Source organism: Bacillus sp. T3 (assembly GCF_033449965.1).
Lineage (GTDB): Bacteria > Bacillota > Bacilli > Bacillales > Cytobacillaceae > Bacillus_BU.
Window position 1 is genome coordinate 1,424,957 of sequence record NZ_CP137761.1, and the last position, 23,594, is coordinate 1,448,550.

The window sequence follows — 23,594 nt, forward strand, 5'->3', positions numbered from 1 at the left end:
GCTTATCGTTTATTTTGAAATTGTGAATCAACGAGATACATGAGGTCTTGAATGCTTTTCGTCTATCTTTTTTTCTATTCGTTCCATTTCATAAGGATTGTTTTTGATTTCGAGCCGATTCTGAATAATGAGTTGTTGAAAGTTCTTACGGAATTTTCTTTTCATAGTTGTCTCCTCCTTTGATATAAACATTATATCAATAGTATTAACTATATGAATAACTCAAATATTACAAAAAATCGAACAATATCAAAAAAACACATACTTTGACAGATGGAAAGTGTTTTTTTTGTAAATAGAGTTTAAATTGATAAAGGCCGATCATCGTTGATCGGCCTTTTGCTTATTATTTACTTTTAATCTTGCCAGTCCACTTTTTAAAGCCGCCTTGAAGATGCGAGAGGTCCTTATAACCTTTTTTATATAATAGTTGGGCTGCACGACCACTTCGCGCCCCACTTTGGCAATAAAGGTAAACAGGTTTATCTGGGCGAATTTCCTTTATGCGCATTTTTAATTGTGAAAGAGGAATGTTTCTTGCACCAATAACATGACCTGCTTCGAATTCATTTGGTTCGCGAACATCAATTAATTGCGCTTTTCGATAACCGGCACGAAACTCTTCTTCTGTCAGAGTTTTAACGATTTTACGTTGGTAGAACCATGTGATGACAGTGTAAATAAGGAAGGCTCCCAACATTATCAGTAAGATGTAAAGTGTATCCAATGTTCCTTGCTCCTTTCAAGCTATCATAAGCCATATTTAATTATATAAGGGCAACTACCATAGAGTAAAGAAAATACCCAAAAAACTTTTTGATTGCAATTGGTGCAATGCGTATAGTTTTGTTTTCAGTATGCAGTTTGTTAGACTTTATAAATGTATGAACATTATAAAGTTGAGGTTGATGGGATATGGAAAAAGAAGTATGGCGTTTCATTGATTCGGGAGATTGTTCGCCAGCTTTTAACATGGCGCTGGATGAAGCATTGTTAGATTGGCATAGCGTGGGGAAAATTCCACCGACGATCCGCTTTTATGGCTGGAGTCCTTCAACGCTTTCCATCGGTTATTTTCAAAAGGTAGAAAAAGAAATAGATATGGATGCTGTCAAAAGACATGGTTTAGGTTTTGTGCGTAGACCTACAGGGGGGCGCGGTGTTTTGCATGAACACGAGCTCACATATAGCGTTATTGTTTCAGAAGACCACCCAGAAATGCCGAAAACTGTAACAGAAGCCTATCGCGTTATTTCTGAAGGAATTTTGAAAGGATTTCAATATTTAGGGCTCGAAGCGTATTTTGCGGTTCCACGCTCGGAAGAAGAGAAGGAATCATTAAAAAATCCTCGATCTGCTGTTTGCTTTGATGCCCCAAGCTGGTATGAGCTAGTTGTGGAAGGTAGAAAGGTGGCAGGGAGTGCTCAGACTAGACAAAAAGGGGTCATCCTCCAGCACGGTTCGATTCTTTTAGACTTGGATGAGGATAAGTTGTTTAGTTTATTTAAATATCCTAATGAGCGAGTGAAAGAGCGAATGCAAAAGGCTTTTAAAAATAAAGCTGTAGCGATTAATGAAATTAGCAGCCGAAAAATTACCCTATCAGAAGCGAAAGATGCGTTTTGGAAGGGATTTTCAGAGGGCTTAAATATTGATTTAGTGCCATACGAATTAAACGAAGAGGAACTAGAATTTGTCCACAAGCTGGCCAAAGAGCGCTACGAAAATGATGGATGGAATTATAAGCGGTAAAAAATAAAAAGCGATGATTCGCTTTTTATTTTTTATGATTATTTTCTGAAAAAAAGAAGTGCAAGGTTTAAATTATGTTGAAATTTCTCTTTTTATGATGAATTTCCGCGATTTTCTCTTTATTTCTCTTAATTATAGATATTTTTAAGTTTGACAAAATAATGGTTTTTTGAATTGAACACAATATATAGTGGTGTCGAAAATATTGCGAACACAATATATTGAATTAAGCCGATGGATGTGATAACTTTATGATTATTAAAGAACAGCTAGATTTACAAATGGTTCTATCAAATGTCAAATGAGGACTTAGTAGAACAATTTTTTGAAGGAGATGTGATCATGTCTGTTGTGCTACCAAAAAAAATGAATATGAACATTGAGAGACTGAACGAGGATATCCGATTATTTCCACAGGTGCATCCGATAACCCCTGATATGAATCTTACTCATAAAGGTGTATCAAGGCTTGTTATGCTAGATCGGTATACGTTTAAAGATACGGAAAAAATTACGCTAACATCTGGAGATTTCGTCGTTCTTACGATTAAAGAGGATCCAAAATTCCCAGCACGCGGACTTGGTTTTATTGTAGATATTGATTGGGAAAACAAGATGGCAACCGTTCTAGTTGATGAGGAATTCCGCGGAGTGTTAGATGATCCGCAGGAAGCGACGACTGGTGTAATCAGACGTCCTCTTGATGTGATTGAGAAGCCTCTTGAGGTTTACTATGAGCAAATTGCCAAGCGTAATGCCACAGGTCTTTCTTCAGTCGAAAAAACGGAAGAGAAGCGGAAGGAATGGTTCGATAAGTTCTATCAAGAACTTGTGAACTTAAACTTTATACCGGCAGGTCGCGTATTATACGGTGCTGGAGCAGGCACAGAGGTAACGTTCTTTAACTGTTACGTTATGCCGTTTGTCCCGGATTCTCGTGAGGGGATTTCTGAGCACCGAAAGCAGGTCATGGAAATCATGAGCCGTGGCGGTGGAGTTGGAACGAATGGTTCAACGCTTCGTCCACGAAACACGCTGGCAAAAGGTGTAAATGGAAAATCATCCGGTTCAGTTTCCTGGTTGGATGATATTGCGAAGCTAACACATCTTGTTGAGCAAGGTGGGTCAAGACGTGGAGCTCAGATGATCATGCAAGCGGATTAACAAAAATGACAAATTGCAGAAAAAATTATATAATTCCCTTATAGAACGTACGTTCCTTTCGGAAGGTGGTCTAGGTGGAATTAAATAAAGAATTTTTGTATCGTAGGTATGTTTTAGAAAATCAAACTATAACTCAGATAGCGAATGAATTAGGGGTAACAATTCACATTGTAAAATCACGTTTAAGGCGTTTTGGTATTAGGAAAAAACCATTTAAGTTTGGTGATAAAATTTATGACAATAAAGAATGGTTATTTCATCAATACGTAACTTTAAAAAAGGGTTATTCAGTGATTGCAAATGAACTAGGGGTAAGTTATACAACAATTTTAGACCGAATTATTGCATTTGGCTGGGATATAAGAGGTCATAATGAAATTGATAAAGCTGCTGCTAGAAGGGGATTAAAACATTCAATAGAATCACTGGAAAAAATAAAATTATCTAGAGTGAAAAATCGTGTTAAGGAAAATTGTCATTACTGTAATAAAGGTTTTGAAAGAAGGTTTTCTTTATCAACTAGATCTAAGAAATCATTTTGTAGTAACGACTGTTTCCGACTTTATCTCAAGGCAAATAGAGTCGTGCCAAACAAAGTAGTCTATTCCGCGGAGTATAAGGAATGGAGGAATCTTGTTTATAGAAGAGACGGTTATAGGTGCAAAATGCCTGGATGTGATTCAAGCTCTAGAAATATTGCAGCCCATCATATTTACCCTAAAAGAAATTATCCTGAGAAACAGTTTGATCTAAAAAATGGTATAACTTTATGTAAAAAATGCCATGAAAAAACCTACGGTAGAGAAGAGCAATTTATTGAGATACTAGTCCGCGTCGTTCAGAAAATGAACGACTAGAAAATCGGGTGAATTGCAGGGAAATCCTTAGAGACATGTAAGCCACAACGTGATTGGAAACGATGAGCGTGATGGCTCTAAAAATTACATGTATTGGACAATCTGCAGCCAAGCGTCATAGGGCAAAGGTTATGGCGAAGGTTCAACGACTAGAGAGTGAGTCCCAACAATAAACTCTCATAAGCGCCCGGCCCCAAACAGATTATGCTGTGGGTGATGATATAGTCTAGGCCGACTACCCAGTGTAGTGGAAATATCCTGAAAGGGACGGTATAAACGTGGCATCCTGATATTGTTGAATTTATTATTTCAAAAATGCAGAACCCAAGAATTTTGCGTTTCTTGATTGAAAATACACAAGATGAAACAATTAAAAAAATAGCAAAAGATAAGTTGAAATTCACTCCACTTACAGAACAAGAAAAAGCAATGTACCAAGGGATCATCAATTACAAAAATATCCCTGGTTATGGTGGCTTTGACCTTCAGATTATTGCTGACGCTGAGGAAAAGTTAAGCGAGGGTGGAAATTACAGCGTTCATAATTCTGAATTCTTAACAGGTGCAAACATTTCTGTTTGCTTAACAAAAGAATTCATGGAAGCTGTTGAAAACGATGGCGATTATGAGCTCCGTTTCCCAGACGTTGAAAGCTATGATGCTGAGGGAATGAAAATCTACAACGAAGAATGGCACAAGGTTGGGGATGTACGCGAGTGGGAAAAACTTGGTTACAAGGTTCGTACTTATAAGAAAATCAAAGCAAAAGAGCTTTGGAATCTTATCAACATTTGCGCAACATACTCTGCAGAACCTGGTATCTTCTTTATCGATAATGCAAACGACATGACTAACGCTCAAGCTTATGGTCAAAAAGTTGTTGCAACAAATCCGTGTGGGGAACAACCCCTTGCACCATATTCAGTCTGTAACCTTGCTGCTGTAAACTTAGCTGAAATGGCAGACAAAGAAACAAAAACAGTTAACTATGAAAAATTAAAGCGTACTGTTGAAGTTGGCGTACGCATGCAGGATAACGTTATTGAAGCTACTCCATACTTCTTAGAAGATAATAAAACACAAGCCCTCAGCGAGCGCCGTGTTGGACTAGGTGTAATGGGCTTACATGACTTACTCATTTATTGTGAAACTGAATATGGCTCTGACAAAGGAAATGAGCTAGTCAACAAAGTGTTTGAAACAATCGCAACGACTGCTTACCGTACTTCTGTTGAACTGGCAAAAGAAAAGGGAAGCTTCCCATTCTTAGTAGGGAACACAGAAGAAGAAACAAATCGTCTTCGTGAAGCATTTATCAATACTGGTTTCATGAAAAAAATGCCTGAAGATGTGCGCGAATCAATCTTAGAAAACGGAATTCGCAATTCACACTTATTGACTGTTGCTCCCACAGGATCCACTGGGACGATGGTTGGGGTCTCAACAGGCCTAGAACCATATTTCTCCTTTTCTTATTACCGTAGCGGTCGTCTAGGTAAATTTATTGAAGTAAAGGCAGATATCGTCCAAGAATATTTGGATAAACACCCTGAAGCAGATCCAAGTAACCTACCAAATTGGTTTGTTACAGCAATGGAGTTGGCACCTGAAGCACATGCAGATGTACAGTGCATTATCCAACGCTGGATTGACAGCTCGATTAGTAAAACTGTTAATGCTCCTAAAGGTTACAGCGTTGAGCAGGTTGAAAAGGTTTATGAACGTCTTTACAAGGGTGGAGCTAAAGGCGGTACTGTTTACGTTGACGGATCACGTGACAGCCAGGTTTTAACCTTAAAAGCTGAAGAAAATAGCTTTGAAGAATCAAAAGAAATGTTAAAAGAAAAAGCGAAGAATCAACATGTTGTACTTGTTGATACGGTTATCGAACTTCGCAAAACAAATGTGACAATTGGATCTGAAGTCGGCAACACTTGTCCGGTTTGCCGTAAAGGAACAGTTGAAGAAATGGGCGGCTGCAACACTTGCACAAACTGTGGTGCACAATTAAAATGCGGTTTATAAAATAGGAACGAGAAAGAGGATGGGGCAAAGTCCCCATCCTCTGTTTTTTTTATTGATTAATGGTAAAGATCACCAACGAAATGTTTATCAAAAAATAGCAATATTTATATCTCTTGAGAATTTTCAAATTATTTTCTGCAATTTTTTCTTTGAAATTTGACATTTTGAGTGAATTTCGATAATTAAGGACTTTCTTTTAACAAAATAGCGATTTTTTGGCAAAATATATGAACGTCTGAAACTGTATATGCACGTTTTGGAACATATATGATAAAACTTAAAAAATATATGATACAACTTTTCTATTTTATGATACAACTTTTTAAATTTTTGCACGACTATCTCCTGATATGCTCATTAAAGTCAGGATATGCACACAAAAACCCCTAAATGCACGTCTACGTTAATCGTCCAATCAAGTAATTCTTAATCTCTGCCACAACCGCTGTCTACTAAAGACTCAACCGCTCAATCAAACATCCCCAACCTTGAACGACACTTTCTCATCGCCACCCTTACTGTCCCAATGGAAATATTTTTCCACGCCTCGTTTCTTCAAAATGTCCATACTAAAAACAGGTAATCTAAGAAAGAAAAGAGGGCAAACAATGGAACCATTCACTCCCCAACTTGTGTTTATCGAACCTCAGGCACTAGAATATCCGCTCGGCCGTGAATTGAAACAAAAATTCACCGATATGGGGTTGGAAATAAGGGAAACAACCTCCCATAATCAGATTCGTGGGATCCCTGGCGATAACGAACTACAGCAATACAGAAATGCAAAATCTACACTAGTAGTTGGTGTTAGAAGAACACTTAAATTCGATACATCCAAACCATCGGCGGAATATGCGATTCCGCTTGCTACAGGCTGCATGGGCCATTGTCATTACTGCTACTTACAAACAACTCTTGGAAGTAAGCCATACATTCGTACGTACGTCAATTTGGACGAAATTTTCGCTCAAGCCCAAAAGTACATGGATGAACGAAAGCCTGAAATAACCCGGTTTGAGGCTGCCTGTACATCCGATATCGTCGGGCTCGATCATCTCACTCATTCGCTCAAGAAAACAATAGAATTCATAGGCCAAACTGAGCACGGTCTCCTTCGGTTTGTAACGAAGTATCATCATGTCGACCATCTTCTCGATGCTAAGCATAATGGGAAAACCCGATTTCGCTTTAGTGTCAATTCAAGGTATGTGATTAAGAATTTTGAGCCTGGTACATCATCCTTTGATGAACGATTAGAAGGGGCCAGAAAGGTCGCTAATGCCGGTTATCCGCTTGGCTTTATCATTGCCCCTATCTACAAGCATGAAGGCTGGGAGGAAGGCTATCATGAACTGTTTGAACGCCTAAGCGATTCATTACAAGGAATTGATACAACAGGGTTAACGTTTGAAATGATTCAGCACCGTTTTACAAAGCCTGCAAAGCGAGTAATTGAAAAAAGATATCCAAAGACGAAGCTCGAAATGGATGAAGAAAAACGAAAATATAAATGGGGTCGTTATGGGATTGGCAAGTATGTGTATCCTACCGACGAAGCACAAAACCTTGAGCAAACATTAAGAAACTATATTGGGACGTTTTTTCCTGAGGCTAAGATAGAATATTTTACTTAAATACATGTACACCGTACTATTTTCATTTGCACCCGATTAAAGTGTATCGAGGAGTCTCGATAGGGGTGACATGGATGATTATAGACGGTGTTTTCTCTGGAGGAGGGATTAAAGGCTTCGCGATTGCCAGTGCAATTGGGGAAGTGGAGAAGAATGGCTTCACCTTTGGTCGAGTAGCGGGAACCAGTGCAGGCTCCATTGTTGCTGCGATGGTGGCAGCGGGATATTCGAGTATGGAAATAGTTCATTTGCTAGAACAATTAGATGTTAATATCTTTAAGGATGAACGAAAAAGTGTGATTTTCCCAACATTTGCAAGATGGCTGTTTATTTATTGGCGGATGGGGTTATATCGAGGAAATAAACTTGAAAATTGGATTAGTGAAATTTTATCCGCAAAGGGAATTCATACATTCTCTGACCTTCCCCCACACGCATTGAGGGTAGTTGCCTCAGATTTAACAAATGGCCGGATGCTCGTCTTGCCGGATGACCTTCAAAGTTATGGAATTTCGCCTGATGCTTTTCCCGTTGCTAAAGCGATTCGCATGAGCTGTAGTATCCCTTACTTTTTTGAACCCGTAAAAATAAAAACGTTTGATCGTTCAGATATTGTTGTAGATGGAGGAGTATTAAGCAATTTTCCGATGTGGCTTTTTGATAAAGAACATGTGGATAAAACAAGGCCCGTCCTAGGAATTAAATTAACCAGTAAAACTCCAGAACTTCAAAAGAATAATGTAAACAATGCGATCAAGCTTCTTGAGGCATTATTTGAAACGATGATGAGTGCCCATGATTCACGTTATATTTCTAGAAAACACGAAAAGGATATTATCTTTATTCCTACTGAGGGGATTTCTGGAATCCATTTCGACATTACAGCAGATGAGCGGAAATACCTGATGGATGTTGGAAGGGAAAGTGCCGCACGATTTTTAAAAACATGGAGTTTCAATCATCAAGGATAAAAGACTGGGCAAACGGAGCCAAAGTAAATGTAATCCAAACAGTTTAGGTCTTGAATAAGGAAAATGACCTAAAAGTATAGGCTCCGCACTTGTGCAAAAAAAATCGAGTCAAAAAGAGGCTCGATTTTTCTTTTTCCCTTTTTTTCCATCGATAACAGTTAAATGTGCAGTCGAACTTTTCTTCGTTTTAATATTTTTCTTCATTGTCGTAATCGCTGAAGCTGTACGGCGCGGATGAACCGTTGCTTCTTTTTGATGCATCCGTTTCTTTGACTTTTTTGCAGCTTTAATAAATGCTCGCTGCTCTCGTTTATCCGGGTTGGAAAGCAAGAACCGTTTCACAATAAAATAAACGACCACACCTGCGATCAACATGACAGCTATACTTTTGATAAATCCGGTTGGATTGTCAATGTAACTACCTGCAACCCCAATAGCTGCCAATAGGACAAGACCCAATACAATAATAAATGAAGTTTGATTTTTCAAGAAAGCCACCTCCCTAAGAGCATAATAAGCATAATTTACCAATTTTAAACTATGATGTCTTACACTTTATACGTTTTCTTTGGAAATACCCTTTACTTCAGTTACTTTCTTTCTCTAAACAACATATATGCATAACTCTAAACCAAAACGTAAGTATGAAGGAAGCTACGATGAATGTAATCAGAATAGCAGAATGGAAAGTGAAAGGTATTCATTACTTTATGCTTTGGACAGAGATAGGGAAACACCTTTTTAACGAATAAGTTAACCAATATATGGAGGAATTGATAAGTAAGTATCAAAACGTTATAAAAGAAAATCATCCATTTCGAAAAATTTTTTACTATTTATTTTATTCTACTAAAAAACTGATAAAACCTCTAGGCTGAAGGAATTTCTTTTGTTAGGAATCAAATATTTATTCATATACTAAATTTTATTGGATTGCAATGTATTAAATGCAGGTGGACATAATAGAAAATGGAGGTGTATAAAATGGCGGAAGATCAAGCGAAATTGGAGCAATCACAACGTGAAAAGCCATTATCTTTTCTTGCGATGGTAATGACAATTGGATTTGTAGGAGGTCTGCTATGGAGTTCGTTAGCATATTTAGCGTATGTGTTTCATTTCACAGAAATCAGGCCAAATGTAATTATTGAACCATGGACAATTGGTGCATGGAAGGAAGAATGGTTAGGAACAGTTATTTCGATTATTTTAATCGGAATTATTTCGATAGGCGCAGCAATTCTTTACTACATTTCATTAAGAAAATTTAACAACATGTATGTCGGAATAGGATATGGAGTGGTGTTGTTTTTACTTGTATTCTTTGTCTTAAATCCGATCTTTCCTGGAATTAATCCTTTTATTGAATTAAAAAGAATGACGATTATGACCTCGGTCTGTATATATATCTTATATGGAGTTTTTGTTGGTTATTCCATATCTTATGAGGAAAATGAAATTCGAAAACTTGAGAATGAACATGGGTAATTAGTAATTTAGGTGCATGTAATAGTGAACAAAAAAATTTTTATGTTAGAATGAATTTATTGAAATGGGGACTTTGCTCTAAGGAAAGGGAGAGGGGATTTTAATTTAAATTTCATACATAGCTACAACTTGTTTCGCTGAAAAAAATGAAGGATTTGATTCCATTGTTAAGGCAAAAGGAGAGGGGATAGTCTCATGGATAAAATTGAAAAATTGCGGTCCCAGTTTGAAAATCTCGGGATAGACGGAGTACTCATTACAAGTCCTTATAATCGCCGCTATATGACGAACTTTACAGGTAGCGCTGGTGTCGTTCTTATTACAGGCAACCGGGCATTGTTTATTACAGATTTTCGTTATATTGAACAGGCAACCAAACAATGTGAGGGCTATACAATTGTTAAACACGGACCTTCAATCATTTCGGAAATTGCTGCTCAAGCTGAAAAAATAGGAATAAAGAAGCTTGGGTTTGAGCAAGATTTTGTTTCATTTTCGTCCTATAAAGCCTATCAGGATGCTGTTAAAGCGGAATTAGTTCCAATTTCCGGTATAATTGAAAAGTTGCGCTTGATTAAGACGGATTCAGAGATTAAGATATTAAAGGAAGCTGCCGATATCGCTGATGCGGCATTTAAACACATATTAGATTACATACGCCCTGGGCTTACTGAGCTAGAGGTGTCAAATGAACTTGAGTTCTTTATGAGAAAAGCAGGTGCAACAGCATCTTCCTTTGATACAATTGTGGCTTCTGGATATCGTTCAGCCCTTCCACATGGTGTTGCCAGTGATAAAGTAATTGAAAAGGGTGATTTAATCACGCTTGATTACGGTGCCTATTACAAAGGCTATGTTTCCGATATCACTCGAACTGTTTCTGTAGGTAAACCTGACCCAAAACTAAAAGAAATATATGAGGTTGTTCTTGAAGCGCAACTTCGTGGGGTGGAAGGCATTAAGCCAGGCATGACCGGAAAAGAAGCAGACGCTTTAACGAGAAACTATATTACTGAAAAAGGGTACGGGGAATATTTTGGTCATTCAACGGGGCACGGAATTGGACTAGAAGTTCATGAAGGTCCAGCCCTTTCCATTAAATCTGATCTTAAATTAGAACCGGGAATGGTCGTAACGATTGAGCCTGGGATCTATATTCCTGGACTTGGTGGCGTACGGATTGAAGATGACACTTTAATTACAGAGGAACACAATGAACTGTTGACACACTCAACAAAAGAATTAATGGTTCTTTAACTGAAAATTTAGGAGGATATTTTTCATGATTTCTGTAAACGATTTTCGTACTGGATTAACAATCGAGGTAGACGGCTCAATTTGGCGCGTCATGGATTTCCAACACGTAAAACCTGGGAAAGGAGCAGCGTTCGTACGTTCAAAGCTTCGTAACCTACGTAATGGTGCTATTCAAGAAAAAACTTTCCGTGCTGGTGAAAAAGTAGCTAAGGCTCAAATTGATAACCGCAGAATGCAATATTTATATGCAAGTGGGGATCAGCATGTTTTTATGGACAACGAATCATATGAACAAATTGAATTGCCAGCAAATTCGATTGAATATGAATTGAAATATCTAAAAGAAAACATGGAAGTATCGATTATGATGTATCATGGTGAAACACTTGGTGTAGAACTTCCAAATACGGTTGAACTAGAAGTAACTGAAACTGAGCCAGGAATTAAAGGTGATACAGCTTCAGGTGGTACAAAGCCAGCGACAGTTGAAACAGGTCTTATTGTGCAAGTACCATTCTTCGTAAATCAAGGGGATCGCTTAATTGTCAACACAACTGACGGTAGCTACGTATCTCGTGCTTAATAGTTAATAATGCAAACCTTCATTCGTTATAGCAACGGATGGAGGTTTTTTCTTTAGGTCATATAATATTGGCGTATATTTCTTCACTAAATAGTAATAATTAAAATGTTATGAGTAGGAATTCTGTTGTTAAAATATTCATGTAATCTGTTCATTCATCATCAACAACACCTAAGTAAGGGGAATGTTATGAAGAAAATACTCATTGGCATTTATATTTTAGTAACAATAGGTATTATTATCGTAATTAGCAATAGCAGTTTATTAACTCCAAAGAACCAAAAAGCGATTGAAGCTGGTGAAAGGATTTATCAACAGCAATGCTCTGCTTGTCACGGAGATAATGGAAAAGGCCAAGGTGCGAAAGAAGGCACTGCACTCAATAACCAGCATTTCCTAAACACTTATACAGACAAAGATCTATTTAATCAAGTAAAATACGGCAGAGAAGGTTCTGTTATGCCAGCTTATGGTGCAAATCTTAGTGAAGAGGATATAAATAATGTCGTCGCTTATATGAGAAACTGGCAGAAAAAATCGATTGAGATGGATGTTCCAGAAAAAATAAGTGGAGATCCAGAGAGCGGGAAGAAGCATTATGATTTGTTCTGTGCAAGCTGTCACGGAATTGACGGAGCAGGTAAGAAAAAGATGGGGACAGTTTTAGTGAGCCCACAAAAATTGCAATATACAACAAATGAACAACTTTGGATGAGCACAGCATATGGTCGCGAAGAAACAAGAATGGGACCATCGTTAAAAGGTTTAGAGGGTGTAAGACAATTAAGCAAACAAGATATTAATGATATTGTCATGTACATTCGATACATGCAAGGTAAATAAAATTTGAACTGACACTTTTATTTAAGTGTCAGTTTTTTCGTATCTGTTAGGAGGCTTTAGTAGAAGACCTTCTTGAATTTATATTTGCTGATTATTCCAATAACTTTTTGTTATAAAAAATTCAAATATCACATAGGTGTGTAAGCGTTAATTATATTAATATTCCTTTTGTAATCCTTTGCTTAAAATGGCTCTTTACTAAAAAATGGTGGAAAAATAAGTTATCAAGCTCGCAAATGTGAATATTTTTTGATTTTTATATGGCAAAAAACTAACGATTTAAGCATTTAACAAAATGTTCACCGGTACTGCGGTGCAAGACACCCATAAAGGATTATAGTTTTTCTAAGGGGATTATAGTAAAAACAGATTTGTTTTCACGAGGAGGAGTAAAATGCTTACTAGATTAGCATCATTTGTTATCACAATATTATTTTTTCTGAATTTAGCGATTCCAAGCGCAGATGCTGCGGGAAGCTTTCCAACAGACAATTTTCCGTATAAAGAAATGCAAATTCAAGTAATGCCTGAATTTGACTACCCAGAAAAATGGCCAGAAGATCAACCATCTTTATTGGTAGGGTATTATGGAACATTTACGAATAAAACAGGCAAGGATTATACTGGGGAAATTGAATTTCCAGCTCCAGTAAACGATAAAAACTTTGAAGTGTATTTAGTTGCTGAGTTTCCGAATGAAACGGACCCAGAGGTTCAAAGACCTTTTGAAATCGATAAAGATAAGGGTGTTATTACCTGGAAACCACAAGGTGCAATCAAAAAAGATAAAACTTATAGTTTCGTAGTAGAGTACTATACAAACCCATTCGAAGTAAAAGACAATAAAACATTTAGCTTTAATTATGCGAACCCTGCAGATACAGAAAAATTAGATATTATTCTTTATGCTCCATTAAAATCAAAGGATTTTAAAGCGGAGCCTGCTGCAACAAGTACATCGGAAAGTGATTATGGTGAAAAGCTCAATATTTACCAATATACGAATAAGAAAAAGGGCGAAGCGGTAAATATTACAGCTTCTTATGTGAAAAAAGATAACAAATCTACATTGTCCGTGATAAGTGAACAATCACCACCAGATGATGAAAATCATAGTGGGACTACTGCAACTGAGCAAGTGACAAACAATTCTAAGGACAGTAAAGCATCATCTGATCAACCGATTATTGGTATGGGTGGAGCGATTGTTATTGGACTTTCCATTATCATTTTTGGTGTATTTGTGTTTCTTGGCTTAAGAGGGAATACACGTAGTTCTAAACAAACAGGAACGAAAGCAAAAAAAGTTTCTACTAAAAAATCAAGCCTTGATAAGCAACCACAAAAGGGAGCGAAAAAGGACTCAACTGATCATAAAAAGAAGCTAAGATCGATGTTAATCAATGGGGAAATTGATGAAGAAACGTATGAAAAAGAACTAGAAAAATTGGGGTAAAGGGGAAACGGACATGAAAAAAAATACGATTGTCATGCTGGGCGGTTTTATCATTGCTGGTGCGATTATTTTCCTTCTAATGGCTGCTACACCTGGTTCAAGTGGAGTCGAACTAAAGATGGATGAATTGTTAAAAAATCAGGAAAAATATCGTGATGGATATTTTGTTACCGTGGAAGGCTTGCTTATTGAAGATACCATCAAATGGGACGCAGATAAAATTGAATTGAAATTTGATGTAAAAGACAATAACGGTAATATCATGCATGTTATCCATAATGGAGTAAAACCAGATAACTTCGCTGAAGGTGTTATTTGTATCCTTCAAGGTGCCCCTACTGAAAAGGACACTTTTGTAGCGGAAACTGTAAAGACACGCTGTCCATCAAAGTACGAAGGTCAGGACATGAAAAACTATGATCCAGAAACTCACAAGGACAAGCTTGGCAAAAAGCCTTCCAACGAAGAATAACAGGCCAAAGAAAAGAAGGTGACGTAATGTATTTATTTGCTAATGCAACGATTTATATCGGTTTTGCACTTGCAATTTATTCATTGCTGATTATGACATTAGGAATCAGCACAAAAAATCAAAAATATATTAACAGCGGTAAAGGTGGCGTCATTGCCCTTCTTGTTACATCATCTTTTGCAATGATAACCCTACTTTATTTCCTTGGAACATCCGCATTTGAGTACAAGTATGTAAGTGATTATACAAGTAGTGACCTGCCGTTAATTTATAAATTGACAGCATTATGGGCTGGAAATTCCGGCTCACTACTCTTGTGGACATTTTTCTTAACTCTTTATACAACAATGGTAACTTTCTCACGAAAGATGAAAGGGAACCCAATGGTTCCTTATATTGCATCCATCCTATTAGCAAATGGAGTTTTCTTCTTCTTTATCCTTGGTTTTGTTGCCAGACCTTTTGAAGTGTTAGCAACGATTCCAACAGAAGGAAGAGGTTTAAATCCGATGCTGCAAAATCCGGGATGATTATTCACCCGGTAACGTTATATCTTGGATACGTTGGGTTAGCTGTACCATTTGCCTTCGCAATGGCAGCTCTAATCTTGAAAAACACAGATGATTTCTGGATTAAAATGACGAGACGCTGGACAATTATCGCTTGGTTATTCCTAAGTTTAGGGAATATATTCGGTGGTCAATGGGCGTACGTAGAGCTTGGTTGGGGCGGATACTGGGCATGGGATCCTGTTGAAAATGCATCATTCATGCCTTGGTTAACAGCGACGGCCTTCCTACATTCCGTGATGATTCAAGAGCGTAAAAACATGCTCAAAGTGTGGAATATTTGCTTAATTGTCGTGTCCTATGCATTGACACTTTTTGGTACATTCCTAGTAAGAAGTGGTGTGTTAACCTCTGTTCATGCTTTTGCAGATTCTAATTTAGGTCTGTACTTCTTAATCTTTATGGGAGTAGCCGTTATTTTAGCTATGTATGTGCTGATGAGCCGCTACAACTTAATTAAGCGGAGTGCAGGACAATTTACTTCCTATGTTTCAAAGGAAAGTAGCTTCTTAATCAACAACTTATTATTAGTTGGTTCGGCATTCGCGGTATTCTGGGGCACGATTTTTCCACTAGTGTCTGAAGCCGTTCGTGGAACAAAAGTAACAGTGGGGATTCCATTCTTTAACACTGTACAAGCACCAATTCTTTTATCCATGATGTTCGTAATGGCTGTATGTCCACTGCTTGCATGGCAAAGATCAACGATTAAGAATTTAAAGAAAAATTTCTTAATTCCAGCTATTGTCAGCATCGTTGGGATGACGCTAATGGTTGTACTAGGCATGCAAAAAGCCTGGGCAGTAATTGGCTACGGTGTAATTGTTCTCTTGTTTGTAACTCATTACTTTGAATTCTACCGTGGTGTGAAAGCACGAAGAAAAATGACTGGCGAAAATCCGGCAGTTGCCTTGTATCGCTTAATGACAAAAAATCGCCGTCGTTACGGTGGTTATCTAGTTCACTTCGGTATTGCCTTTATCACGATGGGAATTATCGGTTCACAAAACTATGATTTAGAGACAATGAAAACAATAGCAATTGGTGAGTCAATTGAAATAAAAGATTACAAGCTTGTATACGATAACCTAGATCAACGTAGTGAAGGTGTTAATGATATTGTCTATGCTGATTTAACTGTATTTAAAAATGGCGAAAGAATTGGTAGCTTTGAGCCTGAAAAGGTCTTCTACGGTAACTGGGAACAACCATCAACAGAACCGGCAATCAGCAGCACCGTCATGGAAGATTTATATATTGTCTTAAGTGCATGGGAAGACGATGGTCGTGCAACCTTTATTGTTAAGGTAAATCCAATGATGAATTGGCTATGGGCTGGTTCTTTCTTAATCGTAATTGGTTCATTGTTTGCAGTTTGGACAGGAAAGCACGGAAATATTACCCCAAGGTATACCGGTGTAATGAAAGAGGTGTCTTAAGGTGAACAAAAAGTTTTCTATAGGAATCCTCATCATTCTGTTTATTTTTCAAGGCGCATTTGCGGTTTTTGGGGCAGAAAATAAATCAATTGATATTAAATCAAAAGAATTTAAAGCAGTGGCTTCTCAATTTATCTGTACGTGTGGATGTGGCCAAGATCATTATTCATGTGATATGGCAGGCTGTAAGAACACGGAAGCGTTCAAAGCTGAGCTAGTTGACATGATGGAAAAAGGCATGGACAAGGATGAAATCCGTGAATACTATGTCAAGGCATTAGGCGAAGAAATACTAACTGCACCTGTGAAGAGTGGCTTTAGTCTAACTGCTTGGGTTCTTCCATTTGCAGCCATTGGTGGCGCTGGTACTGGCATCTTCTTCATTATTCGTAAATGGGTAAAGAAAAATGGTAATAGTGAAGAAATGGTAGCAGACGACCAAGAGAAGGATGAAATCGAAGAAGAGATTTTATCAAGCATAATTGAAGAAGAACGAAAAAAGTATTTGTAGGATGTGAACAGTATGGAGATTTCGATCATCTCAATGGTTTTAACGGCCATTCTTGCATTAAGCTGCTTCTTTCTTGTATTGGCCCCGTTTTTTAATTGGAACCTATTTTCAATTAACGAAGGCTATAAGCTAGAAAAAACATCAGATAAAGAAGCCTTATTAACAACGCTGAATGAAATAGAATTTGAGCATAAGATGGGTAAATTATCTGAGTCTGATTATAAAAATTTAAAAAAGCAATATGAAACAGAAGTATCTAAAATTTTGAAATCGGAAGAAACAAATTTCAAAACGAATGTGAACGCAAGTGTAATGGCAGACGTAGAGCGCGAAATAGAAGCAGCGCTTAACCGTAATCGTCAAAAGAAGGAGGAAGGGAAATGATGAAAAAAATCATTATCCCTCTCCTAGGGTTATTATTGATTCCGTTTTTTACCGTTTATGCTGCTACTGATGCTAAGATCCAAATCGACATGGAGTATATTGTCATATCGCCAAGTCAAGACGGTTCCACTCAAGTAATGGATATGGTTAACTATAAAAACCTAACGGATGAAGAATACAAGGGAGACGGACAGTCAGAAGGTGTTATTTCAGTACCATTACCAGAAGGTGCCACCAATCTGCAAATGCTTGAGGAAACCGTAAAGTATAAAGAGACGGAAACTGGATTTGTTACGACTGACCCTATTCCTGCAAGTGGTTCGGTAACATTGCCATATACTTATCAGGTGAAGTCAGGACAAGATATAGCGATTAAATTTAATCTTCCAATTGCAATGTATCAGGTATTGGTTCCTGAAGGATCTGGGAGTATTGAATTTAAAGATGCAAAGGTTGCAAGCCAAGAGTCTCTTAGCATCGATGAGAAAAATTATACAACCTATACAATCCAGAATATCCAAGCAAATCAAACTGTTACACTTACTTATAATAAAGACAAACAACCAAGTGCAAGTGGTACAACTCAATCGCAAACTGGTGGAACAGATACAACTAGTGATACGGGTGTAGGGAATGTAACGAAATCGGCTCCAGATTTCCATAACCCTGGTCATCTTCGTATGTGGAATCAGTCGGCTCTGAATAAATTCAATCCCCATTATTTAATGATTGTTTTAGGTGCGATCTTACTTGCTGGAATTGGTTACGTCTCTTATTTTTCTTGGAAAAATAAGGTGAAGAATCAGAACAGAAACGCAGATAAGGAAGAACAGGCATTTAAACATCTTATGGCCAAGCAAAAGGCCATTTTGGATAAAATTTTAGAATTAGAAGAAGCACTAGATAAAGGGCAAATATCTGAAAGTGACTATCATGCCAAGTTGGAGGCCTACAAACAGCATCTTGTCCAGGTGAAGTTAAGTCTGAATCAATTTGTTGAATAACAACTGGTGTGGGGAGGGCCTCTAAGTGATTCAAATAAAGAAACTAATAAAACAAGCAGATACGAAATTGATTTTAAGAGGCATTAATTTGTCTATTGAAAAAGGTGAAACAGTTGCCATATTAGGTCCTAATGGAGCTGGGAAAAGTACCTTGTTAAAGGTCATTGCAACCCTTATTAAACCTTCTAGCGGAGAAGTGAAAATTAACGGGCTTGACTTAAAGAAAAACGGAAATGATATAAAAAAGCTAATGGGGTATCTACCCCATTCTAGCCTATTATATGAACACTATTCTCCGCTTGATAATCTTGTTTTCTTTGGGAATCTATACGGGGTAAAAGATGTAGAGGAAAAAGCGGTAAAACTTATAAAAGATGTTGGTCTATCTTTCTTTTTAAAAGAGCCAGTAAAAAATTTCTCCCGTGGGATGATTCAGCGGACTGCCATTGCAAGAGCCATTATCCATGAACCAGAATTATTGCTGTTAGATGAACCGCATACAGGTTTAGATCAAGGTGCAATTAGCATTTTGAATGATGTAATTATTTCGATGAAACAAAAGGGCGCCACCACTTTAATGGTCACCCATGATTTTAAACAAGCAGCAGAAATTTGTGATCGGATTATCATAATTAAAGATGGAAAAGTAGCCGATGATTTTAAAATTAGCGAAAATCAAATTGATTTTGTCACAGAAAAATATTTACAACATACGGAGGGAGTATAATGAACTTCTTTAAAACTGCCCTCTTGATTGCTCAAAAAGATTTGTATTCAGAACTGAAGACAAAGCAAGTGTTAGCGACGATGATCATTTTTGCAGGGCTAGTCATTTTAGTTTTTAGTTTTGCGTTTGATCCATCCAATAACATGACGAAAGCGGTAATTCCAGGTGTGATTTGGGTTATCATCGTGTTCTCAGGAATACTAGGCTTAAACCGCTCATTTCTCTCAGAACAAAAAAATGATACAATGCAAGGTCTTCTCATCGCACCGATGGAACCGGCAAGTATTTATTTAGGAAAACTGATAGCTAATTTTACGATGATGATCATTGTGGAGTTAGTTGCAATCCCATTTTTGTTCTTACTATTTGATTTTAGACTACTCGGAAGTTTGCCATACTTTATTCTTGTTCTTTTTATTGGAAGTTTTGGCTTTGTCAGTATCGGAACCTTCTTGGCATCGCTTGCTTCAAACTCGAAGAGCAGTGAAATGCTGTTACCGTTACTATTATTTCCGATTACGGCTCCTATCTTAATCGGTGCTGTACAAGCTACAAGAAATATCCTTACTAATCTAGAGAAGCTCCAGATGCGATTGCTTGGATGCAGTTAATTGCTGCATATGATGTTATCTTCTTTGTTCTTTGCTTCTTGTTAATTGAATACGTTCTGGAGGTATAAATATGAGTGTAAGTGTAAAAAAGGAGCGAAACGCTTCAATGCCTGCTCCCCCAACCATTGAAAAAGCATCAATGCTTCAAAAAATACTAGGATGGGCATCACTGATTCTGGCTATTGTCGGTCTATCTTTAGTCTTTTTCTATGCACCAATTGAAAAGACAATGGGGGTTGTGTATCAGATATTCTACGTGCATGTTCCAATTGCGTGGATCGGTTTCGCAGCTTTCTTTGTTACTTTTGTCTTTAGTATTCTTTTTCTAGTAAAAAGAAAGCGGATTTATGATACGTATGCCTATGTTTCAGCAGAAATTGGAGTTGTATTTTTAACACTTACGTTAATTACTGGATCCATTTGGGCAAGATCATCTTGGAACACTTGGTGGTCATGGGAACCACGTTTAACTACGGCTCTTATACTTTGGTTTATCTATGTTGCATACTTAATGGTTCGTCAAATGGATGGAGTTTGGGAGAAGAAAGCCAGATTAGCAGCTGTTTTTGGAATTATTGGATTCGTCGATGTTCCGATCGTATTTATGGCTATTCGTTGGTGGAATACAAAATTCCATCCTGTTGTGTTTGGAGAAGGGAAGAACCAATCAGGCGGAGGAATTGAGCCTGAAATGCTGACAGCTTTACTTACGATGATTGCCTTTACAACAGTTTTATATATTTTCCTTCTTGTTCGAGGAGTAGGTTTTGAGAAATTGAAACATAAGTTTGAGCAATATAAAGAGCAAGTAAGAGAAGCGATTAAATAAGGAGGCTAAAAAGATGAATTACGTGATAGCTGCCTACGCAATTTCGAGTGTAACGATTATAGCATATGTATTTCTTCATGGTTTACGTCAAGCAAAACTCCAGAAAGAAATCGAATTTCTAAAGCAATTAGATTAATAATATGAAATATAAGAGTTCTGTTGGTAACAGGCTCTGTCCTGGTAAAAACCTAACTTTTGATTGGGAATTATAAAGAAAGATCCAGGGAGAAATACTGATGAAAAAACCTAGTATCAAAATCCTCGTTTTAGCTGGTGTAATTGGCCTGTTTGTTTATTTTGGGATCTCCCTTGCGACAAAAGGTGAACATACAGATGTTGGTGAGGCTGCATACAACTTTGAATTAGAGGACATTAACGGAAAAGTAACGAAGCTGTCTGATTACAAGGGGCAGATGGTCGTTGTTAACTATTTTGCCACCTGGTGCGGACCCTGTGTGGATGAGGCTCCAGAGCTTCAAGCGTTTGAAACGGAATACGGTGATAAGTATAAATTGCTTATTTTGGATCTTGGGGAAACACAAGACCGAGTGAAAAAATTTGTAAAAAAGCATAAAACGACTTCTACCTATTTATTTGACTTCAACAGAAAAGTTTCTAAGCAATACAATGTTACTGGTCAACCTGAAACCTTCATCATCGATAAGCAAGGGATTATCCGGGAACACTATATCGGACCCATTACAAAAGATGAACTATATGATTTAACGACAAAATATGAATAAGCAAGTGGGCACAATGCGATGAGCATTGTGCCTTTTTTTTGCCTATCTAACATGAAATGAAAGTTCTAGTTTGGTCAAGCAGGCATACATTTTAAATAATGAGAGGTAGACCATGAGGAGGAGAGATTGTGGAAACCGTTCTAGCCTTTTTACCGAAAAACATTTCAGACCTTTTTTCTTCTGTTCCTCCAACGATTAAAAGCAGGATTGAGGAAATAAGAGTTCGCATTAATCGACCAATCGAAATAACAAGTGGCGGAATGCCTCATTTTTTATCCTATAATGCCACAGCCGAGGATGCTGTTCAACTGCTAAGCAAAATTAGTCATTTTTCCATTTATACAATAGAAGAAGAGCTAAAACGTGGATATGTAACGATAGCAGGTGGACACGGGTTGGGCTTGCGGGCAAAGTTATTTTAGAAAATGGCCAAGTTAAAGCGATCCAGAATATTTCATCCTTTAATATTCGTATTGCTAAGGAGAAAATTGGGATCGCTGAACCGTTGATCCCATATTTGTGTGAAGAGCAATGGCTTCATACCATGATCATTGGTCCGCCGCAAACGGGGAAAACCACCCTCCTTCGGGATATTGCCAGAATCGTTTCGACAGGTAATCCTTCACGTGGGATCGTTCCAAAAAAAATTGGAATCGTCGATGAGCGTTCAGAAATAGCTGGATCCGTAAATGGAATCCCACAACTCACCTTTGGACCTCGTGTTGATGTGCTTGATGCCTGTCCAAAGGCTGAAGGAATGATGATGATGATTAGGTCGATGAGTCCTGATGTATTAATTGTTGATGAAATTGGGCGCAAGGAGGATACCGAAGCGATATTAGAGGCTGTCCATGCAGGTATCATTTTAATCATGACGACTCATGGAAACACTCTGGCCGAAATTCAACAGCGTCCATCGCTTCAGGCCATTCTCAAGCAAGGGGTATTTCAGCGCTTTATTGAACTTAATCGGAACAGTGGACCTGGAACGATAGCCTATATAAAAAATGGTTCAGGAAAAGAGATTTTTCAAAAAGCGAGAGTGAACTAGCATGATGAAACTAATTGGTGCGGTGTTCATCATAGTAGCAACGACTTGGACAGGTTTTGAGGCGTCGAGACATTTAAGTGAGAGGCCACGCCAGCTGCGAATGTTAAAATCAGCACTACAATCCTTGGATGCAGAAATTATGTATGGACATACACCGTTACATGAAGCTGCCAGAAGATTAACAACCCAAATAGCAAAACCGCTTTCATGGTTTTTTGAAAGCTTTGCAGCAAGATTAACTAGTGCTGAGACAACTGTTAAGATCGCCTGGGAGGAGAGTCTTAATGAAATCTGGAAGCTAACGGCATTAAAACAGGGAGAATATGAAATCATGAAGCAGTTTGGAGAAACGCTTGGACGGCATGATCGTGTTTCACAGCAGAAACAAATTTTACTGGCGTTGGCACATTTAGAAAGAGAAGAGCATGATGCCTATGAAAGGCAAGCAAAATACGAAAAAATGGTGAAGAGCTTGGGGTTCCTATCAGGGTTATTATTAATCATCCTTCTATTGTAGGAGGCTGTCTGTATGAATTGTAATTCTGTACATTAGTAAATCACGTTAAGCAGATTGTTGTACTTAGGAGGAGAAACGATGGGGTTAGAAGTGGATGTGATTTTTAAAATTGCTGGAGTCGGAATCGTTGTAGCCTTCTTGCATACGATACTGGATCAAGTAGGGAAGAAGGAATATGCACAATGGGTTACCCTATTTGGATTTATTTATATTCTGTTTATGGTTGCATCCATTGTTGATGATTTGTTTCAAAAAATCAAATCGGTGTTTCTATTTCAGGGATAGGGGGGATGAACGATTGAAATTCTACAAATTGTTGGAATTGCCTTAGTTTCTACCTTCCTTGCGTTGATTTTAAAAGAACAAAAACCAAACTTCGCGTTCCTGTTAATCGTTTTTGTTGGCTGCGCCATATTTTTATTTCTTGTTGATCAAATCTATGGAATCATCCAAATGATTGAAAAAATAGCGATTAATGCGAATGTAAACATCATCTATGTTGAGACCATTTTGAAAATAATTGGAATTGCGTATATTGCAGAATTTGCTGCACAGATCACAAAGGATGCAGGCCAGGGGGCGATTGCCTCGAAAATTGAGTTGGCAGGGAAAATCTTAATTTTAGCAATGGCGATCCCGATTTTAACGGTGATGATTGAAACCATTATTAAGCTGATTCCTAATTAATCCAGGCTAATCCCTTTGTT

Annotated in this window: 26 protein-coding genes and 3 pseudogenes; 26 read left to right on the forward strand and 3 right to left on the reverse strand. The window is 37.7% G+C overall.

What is annotated here, in order from left to right; translation table 11 throughout:
* Window positions 1-27: 27 nt before the first annotated feature.
* A complete protein-coding gene (locus RGF10_RS07310) occupies window positions 28-165 on the reverse strand; it encodes an FbpB family small basic protein (protein WP_318508435.1) in 138 nt (45 codons plus the stop codon).
* 181 nt (window positions 166-346) lie between these two features.
* A complete protein-coding gene (locus RGF10_RS07315) occupies window positions 347-727 on the reverse strand; it encodes a rhodanese-like domain-containing protein (protein ID WP_318508436.1) in 381 nt (126 codons plus the stop codon).
* A gap of 188 nt (window positions 728-915) precedes the next feature.
* Here RGF10_RS07315 and RGF10_RS07320 point away from each other — a divergent pair, with 188 nt between their 5' ends.
* The 6 genes and pseudogenes from RGF10_RS07320 to RGF10_RS07345 all read left to right on the forward strand — a co-directional run bounded on the left by RGF10_RS07320 (window position 916) and on the right by RGF10_RS07345 (window position 8,403).
* Window positions 916-1,752, forward strand: a complete 837-nt coding sequence (locus RGF10_RS07320; RefSeq protein WP_318508437.1) for a lipoate--protein ligase family protein — start codon at window positions 916-918, stop codon at window positions 1,750-1,752.
* A gap of 342 nt (window positions 1,753-2,094) precedes the next feature.
* Window positions 2,095-2,913, forward strand: a pseudogene (locus RGF10_RS07325) (ribonucleotide reductase N-terminal alpha domain-containing protein); the annotation flags it as partial.
* Window positions 2,914-2,990: 77 nt separating this feature from the next.
* Window positions 2,991-3,773 (forward strand): HNH endonuclease signature motif containing protein, encoded by a 783-nt coding sequence (locus RGF10_RS07330; protein WP_318508438.1) that lies wholly within the window; start codon window positions 2,991-2,993, stop codon window positions 3,771-3,773.
* Between the two features lie 279 nt (window positions 3,774-4,052).
* Window positions 4,053-5,798, forward strand: a pseudogene (locus RGF10_RS07335) (vitamin B12-dependent ribonucleotide reductase); the annotation flags it as partial.
* 608 nt (window positions 5,799-6,406) lie between these two features.
* The gene (splB, locus tag RGF10_RS07340) at window positions 6,407-7,432 is read left to right on the forward strand and encodes a spore photoproduct lyase (RefSeq protein WP_318508439.1); all 1,026 of its coding nucleotides are present in this window, start codon (window positions 6,407-6,409) and stop codon (window positions 7,430-7,432) included.
* A gap of 74 nt (window positions 7,433-7,506) precedes the next feature.
* On the forward strand, window positions 7,507-8,403 hold the full coding sequence (locus tag RGF10_RS07345) for a patatin-like phospholipase family protein (protein ID WP_318508440.1): 897 nt from the start codon (window positions 7,507-7,509) through the stop codon (window positions 8,401-8,403).
* 108 nt (window positions 8,404-8,511) lie between these two features.
* On the opposite strand, the gene RGF10_RS07350 is transcribed toward RGF10_RS07345, so the two are convergent.
* Complete coding sequence (locus RGF10_RS07350; protein WP_318508441.1) at window positions 8,512-8,901, reverse strand: SA1362 family protein; 390 nt, start codon at window positions 8,899-8,901, stop codon at window positions 8,512-8,514.
* Between the two features lie 486 nt (window positions 8,902-9,387).
* Between RGF10_RS07350 and RGF10_RS07355 the strand changes: the two genes are divergently transcribed.
* The 20 genes and pseudogenes from RGF10_RS07355 to spoIIIAD all read left to right on the forward strand — a co-directional run bounded on the left by RGF10_RS07355 (window position 9,388) and on the right by spoIIIAD (window position 23,574).
* On the forward strand, window positions 9,388-9,891 hold the full coding sequence (locus RGF10_RS07355; protein WP_318508442.1) for a YqhR family membrane protein: 504 nt from the start codon (window positions 9,388-9,390) through the stop codon (window positions 9,889-9,891).
* A 195-nt stretch (window positions 9,892-10,086) separates the two neighbouring features.
* On the forward strand, window positions 10,087-11,148 hold the full coding sequence (locus RGF10_RS07360; protein ID WP_318508443.1) for a M24 family metallopeptidase: 1,062 nt from the start codon (window positions 10,087-10,089) through the stop codon (window positions 11,146-11,148).
* A gap of 25 nt (window positions 11,149-11,173) precedes the next feature.
* Complete coding sequence (efp, locus tag RGF10_RS07365) at window positions 11,174-11,731, forward strand: elongation factor P (protein ID WP_318508444.1); 558 nt, start codon at window positions 11,174-11,176, stop codon at window positions 11,729-11,731.
* A gap of 189 nt (window positions 11,732-11,920) precedes the next feature.
* The gene (locus tag RGF10_RS07370; protein WP_318508445.1) at window positions 11,921-12,574 is read left to right on the forward strand and encodes a c-type cytochrome; all 654 of its coding nucleotides are present in this window, start codon (window positions 11,921-11,923) and stop codon (window positions 12,572-12,574) included.
* Between the two features lie 394 nt (window positions 12,575-12,968).
* Window positions 12,969-14,030 (forward strand): hypothetical protein, encoded by a 1,062-nt coding sequence (locus tag RGF10_RS07375; protein WP_318508446.1) that lies wholly within the window; start codon window positions 12,969-12,971, stop codon window positions 14,028-14,030.
* A gap of 13 nt (window positions 14,031-14,043) precedes the next feature.
* On the forward strand, window positions 14,044-14,502 hold the full coding sequence (locus RGF10_RS07380) for a cytochrome c maturation protein CcmE (protein ID WP_318508447.1): 459 nt from the start codon (window positions 14,044-14,046) through the stop codon (window positions 14,500-14,502).
* A gap of 26 nt (window positions 14,503-14,528) precedes the next feature.
* Window positions 14,529-15,032, forward strand: a complete 504-nt coding sequence (locus tag RGF10_RS07385) for a heme lyase CcmF/NrfE family subunit (protein ID WP_318508448.1) — start codon at window positions 14,529-14,531, stop codon at window positions 15,030-15,032.
* Window positions 15,029-16,510, forward strand: a complete 1,482-nt coding sequence (locus RGF10_RS07390; RefSeq protein WP_318508449.1) for a heme lyase CcmF/NrfE family subunit — start codon at window positions 15,029-15,031, stop codon at window positions 16,508-16,510. Before RGF10_RS07385 ends, RGF10_RS07390 begins: the two co-directional genes overlap by 4 nt.
* A gap of 1 nt (window position 16,511) precedes the next feature.
* Complete coding sequence (locus RGF10_RS07395) at window positions 16,512-17,021, forward strand: cytochrome c-type biogenesis protein (RefSeq protein WP_318508450.1); 510 nt, start codon at window positions 16,512-16,514, stop codon at window positions 17,019-17,021.
* A 12-nt stretch (window positions 17,022-17,033) separates the two neighbouring features.
* Window positions 17,034-17,405: a hypothetical protein gene (locus RGF10_RS07400; RefSeq protein ID WP_318508451.1), complete on the forward strand. Its 372-nt coding sequence runs from the start codon at window positions 17,034-17,036 to the stop codon at window positions 17,403-17,405.
* Entirely contained in the window at window positions 17,402-18,409 is a 1,008-nt protein-coding gene (locus RGF10_RS07405; RefSeq protein ID WP_318508452.1) for a hypothetical protein, read from the forward strand. The genes RGF10_RS07400 and RGF10_RS07405 overlap by 4 nt, the downstream gene beginning before the upstream one ends.
* Window positions 18,410-18,434: 25 nt before the next feature.
* Window positions 18,435-19,136, forward strand: a complete 702-nt coding sequence (locus RGF10_RS07410) for an ABC transporter ATP-binding protein (protein WP_318508453.1) — start codon at window positions 18,435-18,437, stop codon at window positions 19,134-19,136.
* Window positions 19,136-19,747, forward strand: a complete 612-nt coding sequence (locus RGF10_RS07415; protein ID WP_318508454.1) for a heme exporter protein CcmB — start codon at window positions 19,136-19,138, stop codon at window positions 19,745-19,747. Before RGF10_RS07410 ends, RGF10_RS07415 begins: the two co-directional genes overlap by 1 nt.
* A 70-nt stretch (window positions 19,748-19,817) precedes the next feature.
* Window positions 19,818-20,576: a cytochrome c biogenesis protein gene (locus RGF10_RS07420; protein ID WP_318508455.1), complete on the forward strand. Its 759-nt coding sequence runs from the start codon at window positions 19,818-19,820 to the stop codon at window positions 20,574-20,576.
* A 13-nt stretch (window positions 20,577-20,589) separates the two neighbouring features.
* On the forward strand, window positions 20,590-20,712 hold the full coding sequence (locus RGF10_RS07425; protein ID WP_318508456.1) for a CcmD family protein: 123 nt from the start codon (window positions 20,590-20,592) through the stop codon (window positions 20,710-20,712).
* 100 nt (window positions 20,713-20,812) lie between these two features.
* Window positions 20,813-21,319, forward strand: coding sequence for a TlpA family protein disulfide reductase (locus RGF10_RS07430; protein WP_318508457.1), 507 nt, complete (start codon window positions 20,813-20,815; stop codon window positions 21,317-21,319).
* Window positions 21,320-21,447: 128 nt separating this feature from the next.
* Window positions 21,448-22,370 (forward strand): annotated as a pseudogene (spoIIIAA, locus tag RGF10_RS07435) (stage III sporulation protein AA).
* Window position 22,371: 1 nt separating this feature from the next.
* Window positions 22,372-22,887, forward strand: coding sequence for a stage III sporulation protein SpoIIIAB (spoIIIAB, locus tag RGF10_RS07440; RefSeq protein WP_318508458.1), 516 nt, complete (start codon window positions 22,372-22,374; stop codon window positions 22,885-22,887).
* A gap of 78 nt (window positions 22,888-22,965) precedes the next feature.
* Window positions 22,966-23,172, forward strand: a complete 207-nt coding sequence (gene spoIIIAC, locus RGF10_RS07445; RefSeq protein ID WP_004435581.1) for a stage III sporulation protein AC — start codon at window positions 22,966-22,968, stop codon at window positions 23,170-23,172.
* A gap of 12 nt (window positions 23,173-23,184) precedes the next feature.
* Entirely contained in the window at window positions 23,185-23,574 is a 390-nt protein-coding gene (gene spoIIIAD / locus RGF10_RS07450) for a stage III sporulation protein AD (RefSeq protein ID WP_318509359.1), read from the forward strand.
* Window positions 23,575-23,594: the final 20 nt, after the last annotated feature.